Source organism: Pseudosporangium ferrugineum (genome assembly GCF_003002065.1).
Taxonomy (GTDB): Bacteria; Actinomycetota; Actinomycetes; order Mycobacteriales; family Micromonosporaceae; genus Actinoplanes; species Actinoplanes ferrugineus_A.
Genome location: NZ_PVZG01000010.1, coordinates 226,997 through 247,417, shown reverse-complemented (window position 1 = coordinate 247,417; position 20,421 = coordinate 226,997). Strand labels below are relative to the sequence as shown.

Genomic DNA, 20,421 nt, shown 5'->3' with positions numbered 1-20,421 from the left:
CATGACCCTCTTCGAGGTGTGGGTTCCCGAGAAGACCGTGAAGCTCCGGCTCGACGGCGGCGACCGCGACATGGAACGCGGCGACGACGGCTGGTGGCGGCTCGACGTGCCCGGGGCCGGGCCCGGCACGGACTACGCGTACGTTCTGCCGGATGGCGACAGCCCGCTTCCCGACCCCCGGTCGAGGTGGCAGCCTGAGGGCGTGCACGGGCCCAGCCGGGTGTACGACCACGCGGAGTTCTCCTGGACGGACAGCGCCTGGACGGGGCGTCAGCTGCCCGGTGCCGTCCTCTACGAGCTGCACGTCGGCACCTTCACACCGGAGGGTACGTTCGACGCCGCGATCGAGCGGCTGGACCACCTCGCCGAGCTCGGCGTCGACCTGGTGGAGCTGCTGCCGGTCAACGCCTTCAACGGCGAGTACAACTGGGGCTACGACGGTGTCTGCTGGTACGCGCCGCACGAGGGGTACGGCGGCCCGGACGGGCTCAAGCGCTTCGTCGACGCGGCCCACGCCCGGGGGCTCGGCGTGGTGCTGGACGTGGTCTACAACCACTTCGGCCCCAGCGGCGCGTACGCGCCCATGTTCGCGCCGTACCTGAGCGCGGCCGGGTCGAACCCGTGGGGCGCCTCGGTCAACCTCGACGGCCCGCTCTCCGGCGAGGTACGCCGCTACATCATCGACAGCGTGCTGGGCTGGCTCCGCGACTACCACGTCGACGGCCTGCGCCTGGACGCCGTGCACGCGCTGGTCGACCACAACGCGGTCCACCTGCTCGAGCAGCTGGCGACCGAGGTGGAGAGCCTGTCGACGCACCTGGGCCGTCCGCTCTCGCTGATCGCCGAGTCGGACCTCAACGACCCCACGCTGATCACCCCGCGCGAGGCGAACGGGTACGGCCTGCACGCCCAGTGGGACGACGACGTGCACCACGCCCTGCACGCGCTGCTCACCGGCGAGCGGCAGGGCTACTACGGCGACTTCGGCTCGCTCGACTGCCTGGAGACGGTGCTGACCGGCGCCTTCTTCCACGCGAACACGTGGTCGAGCTTCCGCCGGCGGCTGCACGGCCGGCCGGTGGACGGGGCCCGGATCCCGGGGCACCGCTTCGTCGCGTACCTGCAGAATCACGACCAGATCGGCAACCGCGCGATCGGCGACCGGCTGTCGGCGACGCTGTCGCCGGGCCTGCTCCGGGTCGGCGCGACGCTGCTGCTGACGTCGCCCTTCACGCCGATGCTCTTCATGGGCGAGGAGTGGGCGGCCGGCAACCCGTGGCAGTTCTTCACCAGCCACCCGGAGCCGGAGCTCGCGGAGGCGGTCCGCAACGGCCGCCGGCGCGAGTTCGCCTCGCACGGCTGGGCCGAGGCCGAGGTGCCCGACCCGCAGGACCGGGCGACGTTCGAGCGGTCCAAACTCGACTGGGCGGAACGCGACAAGCCCGGCCACGCCGAGATGCTGGAGCTGCACAAGCGGCTGATCGCCCTGCGCCGCGCGCACGCCGATCTTTCCGACCCCCGGCTCGACCGGGTCGAGGTGTGGCACGGCGATCAGCACGTGGTCATGCGCCGTGGCCGGTGCGTGGTGGCGGCGAACCTCGCGCCGGTGCCGCAGACGGTGAGCCTGCGCTCGGTGCCCAGCAAGGTGCTGCTCGCCACCGAGCAGGGTGTGGTGCTGCAGCGCGACCGGGTGGAGCTGCCGCCGGAGACCGCCGTGGTGGTCCTGGCCCGCTGATCAGCCGTGCGTGGCGGTGCGCGCCACCGCCGCCTGGTCCGGCTCGGCGGGGCGCGCGCCGCGCCAGCGCTGGCCGAGGCGGTAGGCGGGCGCCCGGGACGCGTGGATCAGGCCGGTCGGGTGCAGGTCCGCCGGCACGTTGCGGACCGGGTCGAAGGCCAGCGCCGCGTCGATGCCCGCGGGCAGCACCTGGCCGAAGTGGATCCGGCCGGCCGGGCGCAACGGGCCGGACCCGGTGGCGGCGGTCAGCATCAGCCGGGCGCCGTCGTGGCGGGCGGCGGCGACGACCGATTCGAGCGTACGGCCGAGCGCGCGGGCGTACAGGTCGGGCTGCACGGCGAGGTAGAGCTTGCGCCCGGTGCCCGTGCGGTACGGCAGGAGCGAGCCGTACAGGGTGTCGAACTCGAACCGGGGCGCCGGCAGGTGGCGGGTCCAGCGGCCCCGCCCGGCGGTCGAGAAGAGCAGGTCGTGGCGGCGGCCGGCGACCGGGCCGTGGACGCGTACCGCCACGCCGAGCACGTCCGGGTAGCCCGGCGGGGTGCCCGCGCCCCGGGAGATCCGCAGGGTGACCGGATGCCGCCCCGGGCGGTCGAGCAGGGCGGCGCCGGTCGGCGCGCCGAGCCCCCACACCTCGAGCTCGCCGGTGAACGAGCGCCCGTCCGGGTGCAGGAAGCGGCGGGTCCGGGAGTGCGCGACCCGCACCCCGGCGGCGACCACGCCCGCCGCCACGAGTGCACGCCCGATTCTCATGGTGCCCGGGTACCCGGGTTTGTCGCGGCCATGCCTCACCATGGTGACCATGTGGGGCAGCGAACGACGGCGGAAGCGCAAGAAAAAGGACAGGGGCGGCTGCGACTGTGACTGCGATGTCTGTGACCTCCCGGGTTGCGACTTCGGTCTGCTGAGCACCCTTATGCTCGTCTTCGCCCGGTTCGCCGGGGCGGCCGGTGCGCCGCGGACGGGGTCCGCCCGCGCGGTGACCGCGGCGATCCGCGGCTACCGGCGGGTCTCGCCCCGGTTGCCCACCCGCTGTCGCTACACCCCCACGTGCAGCGCGTACGGGCTGGAGGCGGTGCAGCGCTACGGCACCCGGCGCGGGCTGATCCTGACCGCCGGACGGCTGCGCCGGTGCCGGCCCGGCGTGGCGTACGGGACGGCCGACCCCGTTCCGTGACCTGGGCTTGCCACGATGGTCGCTCCGCTACGCCGGACGGGAGTGCAGTGTCGACGATGGACGGGGACCGCCCGCCGGTCCGCAAGATCACGAGGCGCCGGGCGCCGCGGCCGGCCGGTGCCCGGGAACGCCGGGGCGACCGCGCGCTGGCCGGGCTGCGGCGCACCTTCACGCGCCCGGAGGAGTTCGCCCGCACCTTCGGCGCCTCGCTGGCACCGTGGCGGCTGGCGGCCGTCGGCGTGGTCATCATCCTGGTGCTCGGCTTCGCCTGGGTGCGGCTCTTCCACGTCGGCCCGCCCTCGGTGGAGGACCTGCGCCGGGCGGCCGGCGTCGACGAGTGGCGCACGCTGCCCATCGGCGTCAAGGACGATCAGCCCGGCCTCGCCTACCGGGACCCGGGGGACGGCAGCTGGCGCGGGTTCGACATCGACATCGCGTACATGATCGCCGAGGATCTCGGGTTCCGCCGCGACGACGTGCGGTTCTACGGCATCGAGAGCGAGGACCGGGCCCGGATGGAGGCGACCGACCTCGCCGGCAACCCGGTGCCGGTGAAGATGGTGATCGCCAGCTACAGCATCACCGCCAAGCGCGAGGCCGAGCCGAACGTCATGTTCACGGCGTCCTACCTGCACACCGAGCAGTCGGTGATCACCCTGCGCGGGCACGACAAGGTCTCCAGCCTCGAGGAGTTCAAGAACAAGAAGGTCTGCACCCTCTCCGCCTCGACCAGCGCGGACACCGCGTCCTCCTCCGGGGCCGTGCTGATCCGGCGCAACCGGGTCTCGCAGTGCTTCGACGAGCTGAACCGCAACCACGTCGACGCGGTCAGCACCGACGCCACCATCCTGGGCGGTTACAAGGCGCGGGATCCCGGCCGCTACGACCACTGGGACCTCGGCGACGACAAGACCGAGGCGTGGGGCGTCAGCGTGGGCAACAACGAGGCGCTGCGCGACCTCGTCGACCTCACCCTCTACCGCTCCGCGACCGATCCGAAGGACTCGCGGTGGGAGCGGGCGTACGAGAGCACGATCGCGACCGAGGTACGCGCCAACGTCGACCCCGAGGGCCACCCGGTGCCGCTCGCCCGCCCGCAGCAGCCGCCCCCGCGCCGGCCGGACGTGCGGGAGCTGCCGTGGGAGGAGGTCCTCTCGTGACCGCCGCCGTGCGGACGTACGAGCGGCCGCGGCTGCGGCGCTCCCAGCTCAACTGGCTGTTCACCGCGCTGCCGGCGTTCCCGCTGGTGCTGCTCGTGCTCCGGCTCTGGTACCTGAGCCGCCAGGACCTGCCGACGATGCTGCTGCTGGTGCAGTACATCAGCCCGCTGGGCATGATCAGCGCGCTCGTCATCACGCTGGTCTGGACGGTGCCGGCGGTGGTGCTCGTGCTGCGTACCCTCGGCGGTCTGTTGCTGGTGAGTGCCCCCGACGAGGACGAGGCCGCGCGGCGCTCGCTGCTCGCCCTCACCGCGCTGCGCATGCCCGACTGGGTGGTGCTGCTGGCCGTGGGCCTCGCCGGCTTCACCTGGCAGATGCGGATGCTGCCGGTGCTGCTGATGCTCGTGGTGGCGATCCTCGGGCTGACCGCGGTGCAGCGCTATCCGGGCGAGCACCGCATGCTCCTCGTCGTCACCATCGTGATCCCGATCGTGCTCGGCGTGCTGGAGCTGATCTGGGTGTGGCCCGGCATCCGCGCGGCCCACTCCGCCGGCGAGATGAGCACCGTCGTGCTGCTCACCGCCCCGCCCCTGCTCGGCTGGCTGCTGACTGGCCCGGTGCCGCCACGCGCCGCCCGCATCGCCACGCACTGGCCGGCCGTCGGCGCGGCCCTGGTCGCCCCGTTCGTCGTCGGCGTGGTGTTCCTGCGCGCGCCCGTCCTGCCCGACAGCGCCGTGGAGGTCGGCGCCGGCACCGGGCCGACCCAGGTCATCCGCGGGCAGCTGATCACCGTCGACGACACGGCCACCACGATCCTGCGGCGCGGCGGCGAGGTGGTCTTCGTGCCCAACGCCGAGGTGCGGTCCAAGACCCTCTGCCCGGAGCCGGTCCGGGCCCAGCACAGCCGGATCACCGTACGCGGATGGGCGGTCGATCAGTCCGCGCTGGAGTGGGTGGCGCCCACCAGACCGGTGACCGACGTCGACCCCCGCTGCCTCGGCCGGCCCTTGAAACCATGACAGGTTGCCTCTTTCCGCAGTTCGTGGGCACTCCTCCCGGCGCGCCGCCGACCGCGTGCAGACAGGCTGGACCCGACCTGGCAGGCTGCACGCCATGACCTTGCACCTGCGGTGGGCGGCCGTCACCGATAAAGGCCACGTGCGAAGCAGCAATCAGGACTGCTACTACGCCGGTGACCGGCTGCTGGTCGTCGCCGACGGCATGGGCGGGATGGCCGCCGGTGACGTCGCCAGCCGCCTCGCCGTCGAGGCCATGGCCTCGCTGGACGTGCCCATCGACAACGAGCATCAGATGGACTCGTTGCACAAGGCCCTCGAGGTGGCGAACGGGCGGATCGCGGAGACCGTCGCGAGCGACGCGGCGCTCCAGGGCATGGGCACCACGCTGACCGCCGTGATCTTCTCCGGCGACCGGGCCGCCCTCGCCCACGTCGGCGACAGCCGTGCCTACCTGCTGCGCGACGGCCGGCTCAACCAGCTGACCAAGGACGACACGTACGTCCAGATGCTCGTCGACCAGGGCCTGATCCGGCCCGAGGAGGCCGGCAGCCATCCCCGCCGCGCCGTGGTCACGCAGGCACTGCAGGGCGAGCCGGTGAGCCCGTCGTACGTCATCGTCGAGCCCGAGCCCGGCGACCGCTGGCTGCTGTGCAGCGACGGCCTGACCACGGTCGTGCCGCCCGACCGCATCGAGGCCGAGCTGCTCGGCTGCGACGCGCCGCAGGCCTGCGCGGAGAACCTGGTCGAGCTCGCGCTGCGCGGCGGCGGCCCCGACAACATCACCGTCATCGTCGCCGATCTGACGGTCGCCGGCTGAGCCCCGCGGGTGACCCGCGGAACAGCCTTCTTGCAGGTGTCGCGGGCTGCGGTACCTTACTCCGGTCGCGCGGCGGCTGAGCCGGGCGGTGGCAACCTCCTCCGGCTCTGCGGGTGGTGATGACGACGGTACGGCTGCCCGCGCGGTTGCTCGTGACGCTGGCGCTCGTCGCCGCCGTCACGGCCGTCGGCACGTGGGCCGTGCCCGCCGGTGCCGCCCAGCGGGTCTTCGCCGACGTCACCGAGTTCCTGGTCGGTGCCGGCGCCGCGGCGGTCTGCTTCGTCACCGCGCGGGAACGCACCGGGCGGCGGGCGCTCTGGCGCAACCTGCTCGGCGCCGCCCTGGTGGCCTGGACGCTGGTGCGGCTCTGGTGGACCGTCCGCGACCTCGGCGAGCCCGGCCGCGCCCCCGCGGTCACGGTCGCCGACGTGGGCCTGCTGACCCTGCCGATCCTGACCTTCGTGGCGCTGGTGGTCGGCTCGATGGCGCTGCCCCGCCCGATCCAGGCGTCGCTGCGCCGCGACCGGGTCGCGCTGGTCATCGACAGCGTGCTGATCAGCGGGTCGCTGCTGGCGATCGCCCGGTCGGCGCTGCCCGGGCGGCTCTTCGACCCGGCCGGGCAGGACCCGTGGATCGTCGGGATCGCGACGGCGTACCCGGTCGTGGACCTGGTGCTGGTCGTCATGGGACTGCTGCTGATGATCACCCGGCCGTCCTCGCGGGCGGCCCGGGGACCGCTGCGCCTGCTGGTGGCGGCGATGGCCGCGCTCGGCTGCTCCGACACGCTGCGGCTGCTGCACCTGAGCACCGGCGCCTGGAGCCCGGTGGAATCGGCCGGATACCTGCTCGGGCCGGCGCTGCTCGGGCTGGCGGCGCTGAGCAACCGGGGACTCCCCGACGACGTGCCGGGGCTCGAGCGGGTGGACCGGGAGTGGCTGCACCTGCTGCTGCCGTACGTGCCCGTCGTGGCGACCGGCGTCTTCATCGCGGTGCGCACCGGCAGCGGGGGGCGGCTGACGTCGTACGAGGCGTACCTGGGCTGGCTGGTGCTCGGGCTGGTGGTGGCGCGGCAGATGTTCACCATCGTGGACAACATGGTGCTGCTCGCCCGGGTCTCCGAGGGCCAGCAGAAGTTGCACCACCAGGCGTACCACGATCCGCTCACCGGCCTCGCCAACCGGGCGCTGTTCCGCGAGCGGCTGGTCCTGGCGCTGGACGCGTACCACTACCGCCGGGTGCCGGTGGCCCTGGTCTTCGCCGACCTCGACGACTTCAAGCTGATCAACGACAGCTTCGGTCACGCCATGGGCGACAAGCTCCTGCGGCTCATCTCGGAGCGCCTGCTCTCCGCCGTCGGCCCCGACGACCTGGTGGCCCGGCTCGGCGGCGACGAGTTCGCCGTGCTGCTCGAGCGCCGGCCGCCCGAGGCGGAGGAGGCCGGCGAGCGGATCCTGAACGCGCTGCGGGAGCCGTACCTGATCGACGGGCAGTCGGTGGTGGTCAGCGCGAGCCTCGGCCTGGTCCTGCCGGAGGCGGGCGACAAGGAGCTCTCGGCGGACGTGCTGCTGCGCCGGGCGGACGCGGCCATGTACGTCAGCAAGCGCCGCGGCAAGAACGCCATGGAGCGCTACACGGCCGGCGCCGACGGCGGTCCCAACGCGGACCTGCCGCACCTGCTGGCCCGGGCCGTGGGGGCGCCGGCCGAGTACGGCTTCGCGACCTTCTACCAGCCGATCGTGCGCCTCACCGACGGCGCCGTGGTGGCGGTCGAGGCGCTGGCCCGGTGGACCGATCCGGTCGCCGGCCCGGTGGATCCCGACGTGTTCGTGACGGTCGCCGAGCGCACCGGGCTGGTCGCGGCCATCGACGACTTCGTGCTGGACCGGGCGTGCGCGGACGCGGCGCGGCTGGCGAACGCGTACGGCCGCCCGATCGACGTGCACGTCAACGTCTCGGCCGCGCGCCTCGGGCGGCCCGGGGTGGAGGAGGCGGTGCTGCGGGCGCTGGAGCGGCACTCCGTACGCGCCTCCCGCCTGGTCGTGGAGATCACCGAGACCCGCCGGATCCCGGACCTCGCGCGGGCCGTCGAGGTGCTGCACCGGTTGCGCCGGCACGGCGTCCGGGTGGCCCTCGACGACTTCGGCAGCGGCTACAACGCGCTCGCCCAGCTGCACTCCCTGCCGGTCGACATCGTCAAGCTGGACTCGACGCTGACCGACGTGGAGGTCGATCCGGAGCGGGCCGGCGCGCTGTGCCGCTCGGTGCTGCGGATCTGCGCCGAGCTGGGGGTGGCGGTGGTGGCCGAGGGGGTCGAGACGCCGGCCCGGGCGCAGGCGCTGACGGCGCTGGGCTGCGCCCTCGGCCAGGGGTACCTCTTCGGCCAGCCGGCCCCGGCGCACCGCCTCGCCGGTGCCGTGCCGTCGCAGGCCGGCCCGCCGTCGACCGCGAACCTCACGTCCTGACCGCCGGGACCCGAATCTCAAGAACGGCTCAAGTCGGCCTCCCGGCAGGCCGATGATGATTGCATGGTGCCTGAAAAATCGGCGAAGCCGGCCCGGGGCGGCCTGCTCGCGAACCGTCCCGTCCGCGTCAAGATCCTCGCCATCGTGGCCCTGCTCGCGGTGGTGACCGTGGCGGTCGGCGCCATCGGCCTGAACCGCCTCCACGTCATGAACGACCGGCTCCAGGTCATGCGCGAGCAGAACCTCGAGCGCATGGTCGAGCTGTCCGACACGCGGGCCGGGCTCATGGAGATGTACTACTACCTGATCGGCTCCGCGGCCCTCAGCGACCGCGTCAAGCCCGACTCCCCGGAGTACAAGCAGGGGGTCGCCAAGTACCAGGAGATCGTCAAGGGCATCGACGGGCGGATCGACGCCTCACTGGCCGGCTACCGTGCCAAGGGCGGTTCGACCGCCGAGCGGGAGGCGGGCGTGGCCCGTGCGCAGGAGGCGCTCGCCGCGTACCGGAACTTCCGGGACGTGTTCTTCTTCGGCGCCGCTCCGCCGGCCGGCTTCGTGATGCCCACCGACGAGCCCGGCATCGTCGCGCTGAACACCAACCTCACCGAGTCGATCGACGCCCTCTCCGCGCAGGAACGGTCCGCGGCGGCCGCGGCGGCCGACTCCGGAGCTTCGACCTATCGCGCCGCCTACGTGTCGATCGCCGTCGTCCTGGCCGTGGGCCTGCTCCTGGCAATCGCGTTCGCGCTGCTGGTGGCGCGGTTGATCGTGCGGCCGCTGACCGAGCTGACCCGCTCGGCGGAGGCGATGGCGGCCGGGGACCTGACCGTCGACGTGCCGGTCACCGGCCGCGACGAGGTGGGCCGGATGGCGGCGGCGCTGGGCCGGGCCCGGGTCGGTATCCGTCAGGTCGTCGGTTCGGTGGGTGCGGCGTCGCAGTCGCTGGCGGATGCGGCGCAGCGGACGACGGCGATCTCGGCGCGGATGAGCGAGGGTGCCGTGGCGGCGTCAGCGCAGGCGCAGGACGTGGCGGCGGCGTCGGAGCAGGTGTCGACCGGGGTGAACACGGTCGCGGCCGGCACCGAGGAGATGGGCGCGTCGATCGGTGAGATCGCGCAGAGCGCCAACGCCGCCGCGGAGGTGGCCGGCCAGGCAGTCTCGGTGGCGCAGTCGACGAACCGGACGATCGCCACGCTGGGCGAGTCGAGCCGGCAGATCGGTGACGTCATCAAGGTGATCACGTCGATCGCCGAGCAGACCAACCTGCTGGCCCTGAACGCCACGATCGAGGCGGCGCGGGCCGGGGAGGCGGGCAAGGGCTTCGCGGTCGTCGCCAGTGAGGTGAAGGACCTGGCGCAGGAGACGGCCCGGGCGACCGAGGACATCTCGCGGCGGGTGGAGGCGATCCAGTCGGACAGCGGCTCGGCGGTGGAGGCGATCAGTGAGATCGCCGGGGTGATCGAGCGGATCAACGAGTACACGACCACGATCGCGTCGGCGGTCGAGGAGCAGGCCGCGACGACCGCGGAGATGAACCGCAACGTCTCCGAGGCCGCTGCCGCCACGAACCGGATCAGCACCAGCATCGAGGGCGTCGCCACCACCGCGCGGGGCACCGCGGAGTCGGTGGAGGAGGCGAAGGAGTCCGCGGCGGCGCTGGCCCGGATGTCGGGCGAGCTTCAGGAGAGCATCAGCAACTTCCGCTACTGACCCCGGCGGTTGGTCCGCCGCGTCGGCACGGCCGTGGCCGGGTCCTCCGGCCACGGATGGCGCGGATAGCGCCCGCGCATCTCCCCGCGCACCTGCGGGTACGCGTTGACCCAGAAGGACGCCAGGTCGCTGGTCACGGCCAGCGGCCGGCCCGCCGGGGAGAGCAGGTGCAGCACCACGGGCACCCGGCCGCCGGCCAGCTTCGGCGTGTCCTGCCAGCCGAAGGTCTCCTGCAACTTCACCGCCAGCACGGGCGCCGCGGGGTCGGTGTAGTCGACCCGTACCGCCGAGCCGCTGGGCACCGGCAGCCGCTCCGGCGCCACCTCGTCCAGCCGGCCCGCGACCGACCAGGGCACCAGCCGGCGCAGCGCCGTGGCGACGTCGAGCCGGGCCAGGTCGGCGCGCCGGCGGGCGCTGCCCAGCTCCAGCCAGTCCGCCTCCGCCAGCGCCGCGTCCGACACGTCCGGCCAGGGCCCGCCCAGCGTCGCGTGCGCGAACGCCAGCCGCTCGCGCAGCGCGGTCGCCGTCCGCGTCCAGGTCAGCAGTGCCAGCCCTTCCCGGCGCAGGCCCTCCCGGAGCGCGGCGTGCACCAGTTCCCGGTCGGGGTCGTCGATCCGCCGCTCGGCGAGGGTGATCGCCCCGAGGCGCTCGACCCGGCGCGCGACCACGTCCCCGTCGATCCAGCCGATCTCCGTCGCGGTCACGGCCAGGGTCTCCGCCGCCGCCCGGGCCGTCGCCTCGTCCAGCGGGGCGGCGCTGCGGATGCGCGCGGTCCGTGCCCCCGGCGCGCGGTCCGCGTCGGCGACCGCCACCCACGTCGTGCCGGCCAGCTTGCTGCCGCCGCCCAGCTCCGCGGCGGTCCCGCCGGCCATGAGGTACGCCCGGGAGCCCGGTTCCCGGGCCCGGGCCACCCGTTCCGGGTACGCGAGCCCCACGACCAGCCCCGCCGCCAGGTCGTCGGTCAGCCGTACGCCCGCCTCCGCCGCCGGATGCCGGTCGAGCGCCGCGGTGAGCCGCCGCACCTCGGCCGTCCACGGGCCGTCGCGGTCGGCGCGTGCCCGCCGCCACCCCGCGACCAGGTCGTCCGCGGCCCGGTCGGCGTCGAGCAGCGCCACGATCTCGGCCGCCCGCCGGGCCCCGACCTGCGCGGCGCCGTCCAGCAGGGCGCGGGCCAGCCGCGGGTGCAGGCCGGCGTCGGCCAGGCGGCGCCCGCGCGGGGTGATCCGCCCGTCGTCCCCGGTGGCGCCCAGCGCCCGCAGGGTGGCCCTCGCCGCCTGGAGCGCGCCCGGCGGCGGGGCGTCGGGCAGGGCCAGGCTGCTGCCGTCCGGATGTCCCCACAGCGCCAGGTCGAGCGCGAAGCCGGTCAGATCGGCGGCGGCCACCTCGGGCTCCGGCTGGGCGGGCAGCCGGTCGTGCTGCGCCTGCGACCAGCAGCGGTAGACCCGGCCGGGCGCCTCCCGGCCGGCCCGTCCGGCGCGCTGCACCGCGGCGGCCCGGGACACCGGCACGGTCACCAGCGCGCCGAGCCCCCGGCCGTGGTCCATCCGCGGGACCCGGCTGAGCCCGGCGTCGACGACCGCGCGTACGCCGGGCACGGTCAGGCTGCTCTCCGCCACCGCCGTGGCGAGCACGACCCGCCGCCCCCGGCCGGGGCGCAGCGCGGCGTCCTGGATCGCACCCGGCTGCCGCCCGTGCAGCGGCACCACGGCGGCATCGACGCCGCGCAGGAGCCCGGCCACCGTCTCGATCTCCCGGGCGCCCGGCAGGAACACGAGGACGTCGCCGTCCCCCTCGGCCAGCGCCCGCCGGACGGTCGCGGCGACGTGGTCGAGCAGGCGCGGGTCGACGCGCAGGCCGTGCGGGGGCGTGACGGGCCGCGGGGGAGGGCACCAGGACACGTCGACCGGGTGCAGCGCGGCCTCGGCGGCCACCACCGGGACGTCGCCGAGCAGGGTGGCGAAGCGTCCGGCCTCGGCGGTGGCGGACGTGGCGAGCACCCGTAGGCCGGGGCGCAGGGCGGCGCGGACCTCGACGAGGAAGGCCAGCGCCAGATCGGAGTCGAGGTGGCGTTCGTGGCACTCGTCGAGGATCACCACGTCGGTGCCGGCCAGCTCGGGATCGCGGTGCAGGCGGCGTACCAGCACGCCGGTGGTGACCACCTCGACGCGCGTACGGGCGGACACCCGGCGCTCCCCGCGTACGGTGAAACCGATCCGCTCGCCGGCCTCCTCGCCGAGCAGCGCGGCCATCCGGCGGGCCGCCGCCCTGGCGGCCACCCGGCGCGGCTCGGCCACCACCACCCGGCCGCCGCCGGCCTCCGCCACCGCGAGCGGCACCACCGTGGTCTTGCCGGTGCCGGGCGGGGCGACCAGCACCGCCGCGCCGTGCGCCGCGAGGGCGGCGCTCACCGCGGGCAGGACCGGCCGGATCGGGAGGTCCGGGAGGGCGTCGGGGGCGATCAGCACCGGACAAGTCTCGCCTATGCCGTGCGGCGGGTGTGATTGACTGATCTTCGCCGACGACAGGGGGTGAACCGTGGACCGGATCGAGGCCTTCGACTCCCTGCCCGAAACCGAGCTGCTCGCCGTGTGCGCGGCGCCGGAGTGGGCCGCGGCGGTCGCGGCGGGACGGCCCTACGCCTCCCGCGCCGCGCTGCTCGCCGCCGCCGGTGCCGCCGTCGACGCGCTGAGCTGGGAGCAGGTGCTGCGGGCGCTGTCGGCCCACCCCCGCATCGGCGAACGGGCGCGGGGCGACTCCCGAGAGGCCGCCTGGTCGCGCCGCGAGCAGTCCACCGCCGCGGGCGGCACCGACGAGGCGGTGAAGGCCGAGCTGATCGCGGTCAACCGGGCGTACGAGGAGAAGTTCGGTCATGTGTTCCTGATCTTCGCCACCGGCAGGTCGCAGGAGGAGATCCTGGCGGCGGCCCGCGAGCGGCTCGGACACGACGAGCGGACCGAGCGGCCGGTCGTCGTGGGCGAGCTGCGCAGGATCGCGCTGCTGCGGCTGGAGAGGCTGCTCGATGGACCCGGCTGAGCCGATCTCCACGCACGTCCTGGACACGGTCTCCGGGGAACCGGCCCGCGGCGTCGGGGTGCGCCTGGACCGCCGCGACGCCGGCGGGTGGCGGACGGTCGCCGAGGGGCGCACGGACGACGACGGCCGGCTCCGGCCCCGGCTGCCCGCGCACGAGTGGGCCGCGGGCGGTTACCGGCTCGTGTTCGCCGTGGACGCGTACCTGGGCGGCGACGCGTTCTTCCCCGAGATCACCGTCGCCTTCCACGTGCGCGACCCGGGAAGGCCGTACCACGTGCCGCTGCTGCTGAGCCGATACGGCTACACCACCTACCGAGGGAGCTGACGCGTGGCGATCGTGCTGGGACCCCACCGATACGGCAAGGCGGAGACCCGCCTGGTGCACGTCACGCGCGACGGCGACACGCACGAGCTGATCGACCTCAACGTCAGCATCGCGCTCTCCGGCGACCTGACGGCGACCCACTTCACCGGCGACAACTCGGCCGTCCTGCCGACCGACACCATGAAGAACACCGTGTACGCGTTCGCCCGCGAGCACGGGGTCGGCCAGCCCGAGGCGTTCGCGCTCCGGCTCGGCCGCCACTTCGTCGCCGGCCTGCCGCAGATCGTCACCGCGCGGGTCGGGATCGAGGCGTACGGCTGGGAGCGGCTCGGCCCGCACTCGTTCCGGCGCAAGGGCGACTTCACCCGGCTGTGCACGGTCACCGTGGGGGCGGACTCCGCCCAGGTCGTCTCCGGCCTCAAGGACTTCGTGGTGCTGAACACGACCGCGTCGGAGTTCCACGGGTTCGCCCGCGACCGCTACACCACGCTGCCCGAGACCACCGACCGCATCCTCGCCACCGAGGTGGACGCCCGCTGGCGGCATCTCTCGGACACCGCGGACTGGGGCGAGTCGTTCGAGGAGGCCAAGGACGCGCTGGTCAACGCGTTCGTCAACACGTACAGCTACTCGTTGCAGCAGACCCTGTTCTCGATGGGCACGCGGGTGCTGGAGAGCCGGCCCGAGATCGCCGAGATCCGGCTGGCGCTGCCGAACAAGCATCACTACCTGGTCGACCTGTCGCCGTTCGACCTGGAGAACCCGGGGGAGGTGTTCCTCGCCGGCGATCGGCCGTACGGGCTCATCGAAGGGACCGTGACCCGCGACAACCCGGCGGTGGGCCCGTCGGCCGACCCGGAGTGGTACCGGTGATCGTCATCGAGAACGTCGCGGTGGCGACGGTCGACGGCGACGGCACCGAGTACGCCGACGGCCACGTCGTGGCCGGCGACGACGGCCGGATCGCGGCCGTGGGACCGGGTTCCGCCGGCGAGGTGCCCGGTGCGGCGCGCCGCGTCGACGGCACCGGCTGCCTGGTCACCCCGGGCCTGGTGAACACGCACCACCACCTCTATCAGTGGGCGACCCGCGGCCTGGCCCAGGACGAGACGCTGTTCGGCTGGCTGACCACCCTCTATCCGATCTGGGGCCGCATCGACGCCGGGACGGTCGGCGCGGCGGCCGCGGCGGGGCTGGGCTGGCTCGCCCTGTCCGGCTGCACCACCAGCACCGACCACCACTACGTCTTCCCCCGCGACGGCGGTGACGTGTTCGAGGCGGAGATCGAGGCGGCCCGGCGCATCGGGCTGCGCTTCCACCCCACCCGCGGCTCGATGGATCTGGGCGAGTCGCAGGGCGGGCTGCCACCGGACCACGTGGTGGAGGAGACCGACGCGGCGCTCGCGGCGACCGAGGCGGCGATCGACCGGTGGCACGACCCGTCGCCGGAATCCCTGCTGCGCGTCGGGGTGGCGCCGTGCTCGCCGTTCTCGGTGACGTCGCGGCTGATGAGCGAGGCGGCGGAGCTGGCCCGGCGCAAGGGCGTACGGCTGCACACCCATCTCGCCGAGACGGACGACGAGGAGGACTTCTGCCGGGAGAAGTTCGGCTGCACCCCGGTCGAGTACGCCGAGCGCCTCGGGTGGCTGGACGACGACGTGTGGCTGGCTCACGGCGTACACCTGGACGACGCCGCGGTGGCGAAGCTGGGCGCCACCGGCACCGGGGTGGCGCACTGCCCGAGCTCCAACGCCCGCCTCGGCGCCGGCCTGGCCCGCGTCCGCGACCTGCTCGACGCCGGCGTCCCGGTCGGCCTCGGGGTGGACGGCTCGGCGTCGCAGGAGGCGGCGCACCTGGGCGAGGAGCTGCGGCAAGCGCTGTACGTGGCCCGGCTGCGGGGCGGCCCGGCCGCGCTGACCGCCCGCGAGTCGCTGCGCCTGGGGACGATGGGCGGGGCCCGCTGCCTCGGCCGCGAGAACGACCTGGGCTCCCTGGAGCCCGGTAAGCTGGCGGACCTCGTGCTGTGGCGCCTCGACGGGCTCGGGCACGCGGGGATCGAGGACCGGGTCGCGGCGCTGGTGTTCGGCCCGGCCGCGCCGGTCGAGCTGGCGCTGGTCGGCGGCCGTCCGGTGGTCGAGCGCGGCGAGCTGGTGCACGCCGACGCCGGCTCATTGGCCCGCGCCGCCCGCCGCGCGCATCGGAAACTCTTAAGCGACATTTAAGCTCCGGCGCCCGAGAAAAAGGTTATCCGGAATGGATATCGCGGCGACCTGCGGCGCCTCCGGAGGGCTTTCTCAAATCTTCTTTCGCGGCTTGTAGTAAGCGTCCTTACCTCCGCATACTCCCTCCTGGAAACGCCAATCCAGGTAAAGGACCGGTCATGCGGAATCCCGGAGACCCCCGGAAGCGTAGCGGCGGCACCCGCCTCGTTCTCGCCGCGGCGGTGGCCGCGACGCTGGGCGCGAGCGGCGTGTACGTCGCCACGGCCGACGCGGCGGAAACGGTGGTCCCGGGCCGCGTCCAGGCGGAGTCGTTCGCGGCCCAGTCCGGCGCGCGGACCGAGGGGACCGCCGACACCGACGGCGGCAGGAACGTCGGCTGGCTCGCCGGCGGCGACTGGCTGCGCTTCGACCGGGTGACCGTCGGCGGCGCCGGCCTCGCCGCCCGGATCGCGTCCGACAATCCGGCGGGCGGCTCGATCGAGTTGCGCCTCGGGTCGCGGACCGGGGCGCTGCTCGCCACGTTCCCGGTCAAGCGGACGGGCGGCTGGCAGAAGTGGACCACCGTCGGCGCGACGGCGTCCTCGGTCCCGGCCGGTGCGCGGACGGTGTTCGCGGTGCTGAAGAGCGCGCAGCGCAACGACTTCGTCAACATCAACTGGTTCACCTTCGGCGGCTCCCCGTCCCCGTCCCCGTCCCCCTCCCCGTCGCCGTCCGCCGCGGCCGGTTGGGTGAAGATCGACAAGGCGAGGTGGGCCACGCAACTCGCCGAGTACCAGGCCACCGCGGCCGAGCCGGTGCCGGCCGGCAACGTGCGGGTGCCCGAGTTCAACGCGAGCTGCAAGGTCAGCCACCGGCTCCCCGACGACCCGATCGTCTTCCCCGGCATGGCGGGCGCCTCCCACCTGCACACGTTCATGGGCAACAGGAGCACGAGCGCGACGTCCACGAACGCCTCGCTGTTCGCGAACGCCGGCACCAGCTGCGATCCGAAGGAGGACCGGTCCGCGTACTGGATCCCCACGCTCCTGGAGAACGGCAGACCGGTGGACCCGCACGGTGTCACCGTCTACTACGGCTCGCGCCTGAAGGACCCGACCCGGACGGTGCCCTTCCCCGAGGGCTTCCGCATGATCGCTGGGGACGCGAAGCGGCAGGTAGCCACCCCGAAGGGTGCCCCCGGGCAGTTCTGGTGCGCCGGCGCCGGCGGCGAGACCGGCCGCAGTGCCGACGGCAACTGGCCGGTGTGCGCGAAGACCGCCGAGGTCACCTTCCAGCTCACCTTCCCGGACTGCTGGGACGGCGAGCACCTGGACAGCCCCGACCACCGGTCGCACGTGGGACCGACCGGCCCGGACGGTACCTGCGCCGGCGGGAGGTTCCCGGTCGCGATCCCCTCGGTGTCCTTCGTGATCGGCTATCCCACCTCGGGCGGCGCCGCCGGCTTCCAGCTCGCCAGCGGCCTGGCCTCGTCCATGCACGGCGACTTCATGAACGCGTGGGAGACGAAGCCGCTCGCCGAGCGGGTCCGCAACTGCATCACCCAGAAGGCCAAATGCGACTCGTTCGGAAACTTCTGACCCATCCCCGCACCACCGGTCGGAAGGAATGAGGAAGACGGCGGTCCCCGATTCCCCGCGGGGACCGCCGTTCTTCGTTGTCCACAGGCCGGGAGCGCGGCCGCGCCGGGACCGATACGGTACGGAGAGCCACCTGTTGAAGGGAGTCGCCGCCCGTGACCGAGATCCTCTCCGACGAGGCCGTGGCGTTCGTCGCCGACCTGAACCGCCGGTTCCGTCCCCGCCGCAACGAGCTCCTGGCCCGCCGCGCCGAGCGCCGTGCCGCGATCGCCGCCGGTGGCTCCCTCGACTTCCTCCCCGAGACCGCGGAGATCCGTGCCGGCGACTGGACGGTGCCGCCGCCGCCCGCCGACCTCACCGACCGCCGGGTCGAGATCACCGGCCCGACCGAGCGCAAGATGACCGTCAACGCCCTCAACTCGGGCGCCAAGGTGTGGCTCGCCGACCTCGAGGACGCCAACACCCCGCACTGGGCCAACGTGGTCGACGGCCAGCAGAACCTCCACGACGCCGTCCGCCGCACGATCCGGCTCGAGACCGGCACGAAGACCTACGAGCTGGGCGACGGCCCCTATCCGACGATCGTGATGCGGCCCCGCGGCTGGCACCTCGACGAGCGGCACCTGCCCGTCGACGGCGAGCCGGCGGTCGGTGCCCTCGTCGACTTCGGGCTCTACTTCTTCCACAACGCGGCCGAGCTCCTCGCCCGGGGCAGTGGGCCCTACTTCTACCTGCCCAAGATGGAGTCGCACCACGAGGCCGCGCTCTGGAACGACGTCTTCACCCACGCGCAGGAGGCGCTCGGCATCCCGGTGGGCACCATCCGCGCCACCGTGCTCATCGAGACGATCCCGGCCGCCTTCGAGATGGACGAGATCCTCTGGGCGCTGCGCCCGCACATCTCCGGGCTCAACGCCGGCCGCTGGGACTACCTGTTCAGCATCATCAAGTATTTCCGCGACAACCCGGCGATGGTGCTGCCCGACCGGGCGGCGGTCACGATGACCGCGCCGTTCATGCGGGCCTACACGGAATTGCTGGTCTCGACCTGTCACCGCCGCGGGGCGTTCGCGATGGGTGGCATGGCGGCCTTCATCCCCAGCCGGCGCGACCCGGCGGTCAACGAGGTGGCGCTGGCCAAGGTGCGCGAGGACAAGGAACGGGAGGCGGGCGACGGCTTCGACGGCTCGTGGGTGGCCCACCCCGACCTGGTGCCGGTGTGCCGGGAGATCTTCGACCGGGTGCTCGGCGACAACCCCCACCAGCTCGCCAAGCGCCGCGACGACGTGGAGGTGAGCGCCGCCCAGCTGCTCGACGTGGCCGCGACCGGCGGGGCCGTCACCGAGGCCGGGCTGCGGTCCAACGTCTCCGTCGCGCTGCAATATCTGGAGGCGTGGCTGCGCGGCAACGGCGCGGTGGCCATCTTCAACCTCATGGAGGACGCGGCCACCGCCGAGATCTCCCGTTCCCAGGTCTGGCAGTGGATCCACAACGAGGTCCGCCTCGACGACGGCACGCCGATCACCGCCGAGCTGGTCGGCCGCCTGGAGGACGAGGAACTGGCCAGGATCCGCGAGAGCCTCGGCGACGAGGCCTGGGCGGCGAGCCGCTTCGACGACGCCCGCAAGCTGTTCGAGCGGGTCGCCCTCGCCGACGACTTCGCCGACTTCCTCACCACCGCCGCCTACGACTCCATCGACTGATCGTGCGGCTCCGCGACGACGACTACGCCGCGCTGGACGACCGGCTCGCCGCCCACGACGCCTTCCTGGCCGTCCGCTACCCCGGGGAGCGGCCGGGGCGGCAGCCGGTGCACACGGTGTACATCCCGGCCGACCGGATCGGCGGCTTCCGCGAGTGGGGCGCCCGCGCCCTCGCGGTGCTCGACGAGCACCCGCCGCTGCCGTTTCCCGCCGCGCTCGCCGACCGGGTCCGCGCCAAGCTCACCACCGAGCCGATCGAGGACCTCCGCGTCGACTTCGAGGACGGGTACGGCGTCCGCGACGACGACCAGGAGGACGCGGCGGTCAAACAGGCCGCCGCGGTGCTGCTCGACGGCCCCCGGCCGCCGTTCGTGGGGGTGCGCGTCAAATCGCTGGAGGCGCCGACCCGGCACCGGGCGCTGCGCACCCTCGACCTGTGGCTCACGCATTACCCCGAGCCGTTCGTCATCACGGTGCCCAAGGTGAGCGGCCCCGACCAGGCCGCCGCGGCGGTGGCGCTCTGCGAACGGCTCGAACGGGCGTACGGGCTGGCCGGCGGTGCGCTGCGCTTCGAGATCCAGATCGAGCTGCCGTCCGCCGTCCTGGGCGCCGACGGCACGGCGACGGTGGCCCGCCTCATCACCGCCGCGGACGGCCGCTGCACCGGCCTGCACTACGGCACGTACGACTACAGCGCGGCGGCCGGCGTGGCGGCGGCCCACCAGGCGATGGACCACCCGGTCGCCGACCACGCCAAGGCCGTCATGCAGGCCGCGGCCGCCGGCACCGGCGTGCGCCTCTCCGACGGCTCCACCAACATCCTCCCGGTCGGCACCGACGTCGCCGTCCACGACGCCTGGGCCCTGCACCACCGCCTCGTCCGCCGCTCCCTGGAACACGGCTTCTACCAGGGCTGGGACCTCCACCCGGCCCAACTCCCCACCCGCTTCGCCGCCACCTACGCCTTCTTCACCGACGGCACGGACGCCGCGGTGGGCCGGCTGCGCCGCTATCTCGACCGCCAGGCGGGCGGAATCCTCGACGAGCCCGCCACGGCGCGGGCGCTCGCCGGCTACCTGCTGCGCGGGCTGGACTGCGGCGCGCTGCCGCCGGAAAGCCTGCCCTTCACCCGAGAAGACCTGCGCGACCTCACCTGACCCGCCACCGAGCGCCCGCCTGCGCGGCACGGGCCCGGGTCGCGGTCGCGCCCTCGGGTGGGGCTCGGGCTGGGGGTGGGCCGCCGGGTGGGGCTCGGGCCGGGGGTGCGCGGCCGGGAATCGGCTCGGGTCGGGGGTGCGCTGCCGCCGGGTTCGAGCCCAGATCGTGGGTGCGCGGCCTTTCCCGGCGGCCGTCACCCGCACACCTTCCGCCCGGACCGCGCGCCCTGCTCGAATGCGCTGGCGCCGCCGCGGCCGATGCGTGTCGTGGGGTGCGGCGACTTCTCGGGGCGGCTTCGCCCGAGGTAGCCATCCGGTAACGCTGGG

General features: G+C 74.0%; 16 protein-coding genes. 14 read left to right on the top strand and 2 right to left on the bottom strand.

Features of this window, described 5'->3' with window-relative positions:
• Position 1 precedes the first annotated feature (1 nt).
• On the top strand, positions 2-1,735 hold the full coding sequence (gene treZ / locus CLV70_RS22175; protein WP_106128484.1) for a malto-oligosyltrehalose trehalohydrolase: 1,734 nt from the start codon (positions 2-4) through the stop codon (positions 1,733-1,735).
• Here the strand turns inward: treZ and CLV70_RS22170 are convergent, their stop codons facing one another.
• Entirely contained in the window at positions 1,736-2,485 is a 750-nt protein-coding gene (locus CLV70_RS22170; protein ID WP_245908384.1) for a hypothetical protein, read from the bottom strand.
• 163 nt (positions 2,486-2,648) lie between these two features.
• Here CLV70_RS22170 and yidD point away from each other — a divergent pair, with 163 nt between their 5' ends.
• The 6 genes from yidD (at position 2,649) to CLV70_RS22140 (ending at position 10,077) form a co-directional block, all read left to right on the top strand.
• A complete protein-coding gene (gene yidD / locus CLV70_RS22165) occupies positions 2,649-2,909 on the top strand; it encodes a membrane protein insertion efficiency factor YidD (protein WP_245908383.1) in 261 nt (86 codons plus the stop codon).
• Between the two features lie 56 nt (positions 2,910-2,965).
• Positions 2,966-4,069 (top strand): transporter substrate-binding domain-containing protein, encoded by a 1,104-nt coding sequence (locus tag CLV70_RS22160; protein WP_106128567.1) that lies wholly within the window; start codon positions 2,966-2,968, stop codon positions 4,067-4,069.
• Entirely contained in the window at positions 4,066-5,088 is a 1,023-nt protein-coding gene (locus CLV70_RS22155; protein ID WP_106128482.1) for a hypothetical protein, read from the top strand. Before CLV70_RS22160 ends, CLV70_RS22155 begins: the two co-directional genes overlap by 4 nt.
• Before the next feature lie 94 nt (positions 5,089-5,182).
• Positions 5,183-5,905: a PP2C family protein-serine/threonine phosphatase gene (locus CLV70_RS22150; protein WP_106128481.1), complete on the top strand. Its 723-nt coding sequence runs from the start codon at positions 5,183-5,185 to the stop codon at positions 5,903-5,905.
• Between the two features lie 119 nt (positions 5,906-6,024).
• Positions 6,025-8,367, top strand: a complete 2,343-nt coding sequence (locus CLV70_RS22145; protein WP_106128566.1) for a putative bifunctional diguanylate cyclase/phosphodiesterase — start codon at positions 6,025-6,027, stop codon at positions 8,365-8,367.
• A gap of 63 nt (positions 8,368-8,430) precedes the next feature.
• Positions 8,431-10,077, top strand: a complete 1,647-nt coding sequence (locus CLV70_RS22140; protein WP_106128480.1) for a methyl-accepting chemotaxis protein — start codon at positions 8,431-8,433, stop codon at positions 10,075-10,077.
• On the opposite strand, the gene hrpB is transcribed toward CLV70_RS22140, so the two are convergent.
• Positions 10,071-12,536, bottom strand: a complete 2,466-nt coding sequence (gene hrpB, locus CLV70_RS22135; protein WP_106128565.1) for an ATP-dependent helicase HrpB — start codon at positions 12,534-12,536, stop codon at positions 10,071-10,073. The genes CLV70_RS22140 and hrpB overlap by 7 nt on opposite strands.
• A 76-nt stretch (positions 12,537-12,612) precedes the next feature.
• Between hrpB and uraD the strand changes: the two genes are divergently transcribed.
• From uraD to CLV70_RS22100, 7 genes are all read left to right on the top strand, one after another.
• On the top strand, positions 12,613-13,110 hold the full coding sequence (gene uraD / locus CLV70_RS22130; protein WP_245908382.1) for a 2-oxo-4-hydroxy-4-carboxy-5-ureidoimidazoline decarboxylase: 498 nt from the start codon (positions 12,613-12,615) through the stop codon (positions 13,108-13,110).
• Entirely contained in the window at positions 13,097-13,435 is a 339-nt protein-coding gene (uraH, locus tag CLV70_RS22125; protein WP_106128479.1) for a hydroxyisourate hydrolase, read from the top strand. The genes uraD and uraH overlap by 14 nt, the downstream gene beginning before the upstream one ends.
• Before the next feature lie 3 nt (positions 13,436-13,438).
• Positions 13,439-14,308, top strand: a complete 870-nt coding sequence (gene pucL, locus CLV70_RS22120; protein ID WP_106128478.1) for a factor-independent urate hydroxylase — start codon at positions 13,439-13,441, stop codon at positions 14,306-14,308.
• On the top strand, positions 14,305-15,657 hold the full coding sequence (locus CLV70_RS22115) for an 8-oxoguanine deaminase (RefSeq protein WP_106128563.1): 1,353 nt from the start codon (positions 14,305-14,307) through the stop codon (positions 15,655-15,657). The genes pucL and CLV70_RS22115 overlap by 4 nt, the downstream gene beginning before the upstream one ends.
• A 158-nt stretch (positions 15,658-15,815) precedes the next feature.
• Positions 15,816-17,234 carry a DUF1996 domain-containing protein gene (locus CLV70_RS22110; protein ID WP_106128477.1) on the top strand — a complete coding sequence of 473 codons (1,419 nt, stop codon included), beginning with the start codon at positions 15,816-15,818 and terminating at the stop codon, positions 17,232-17,234.
• A gap of 155 nt (positions 17,235-17,389) precedes the next feature.
• Positions 17,390-18,937, top strand: coding sequence for a malate synthase A (gene aceB / locus CLV70_RS22105; protein WP_106128476.1), 1,548 nt, complete (start codon positions 17,390-17,392; stop codon positions 18,935-18,937).
• Between the two features lie 2 nt (positions 18,938-18,939).
• On the top strand, positions 18,940-20,094 hold the full coding sequence (locus CLV70_RS22100; RefSeq protein ID WP_106128475.1) for a DUF6986 family protein: 1,155 nt from the start codon (positions 18,940-18,942) through the stop codon (positions 20,092-20,094).
• The last annotated feature ends 327 nt before the right edge of the window (positions 20,095-20,421 follow it).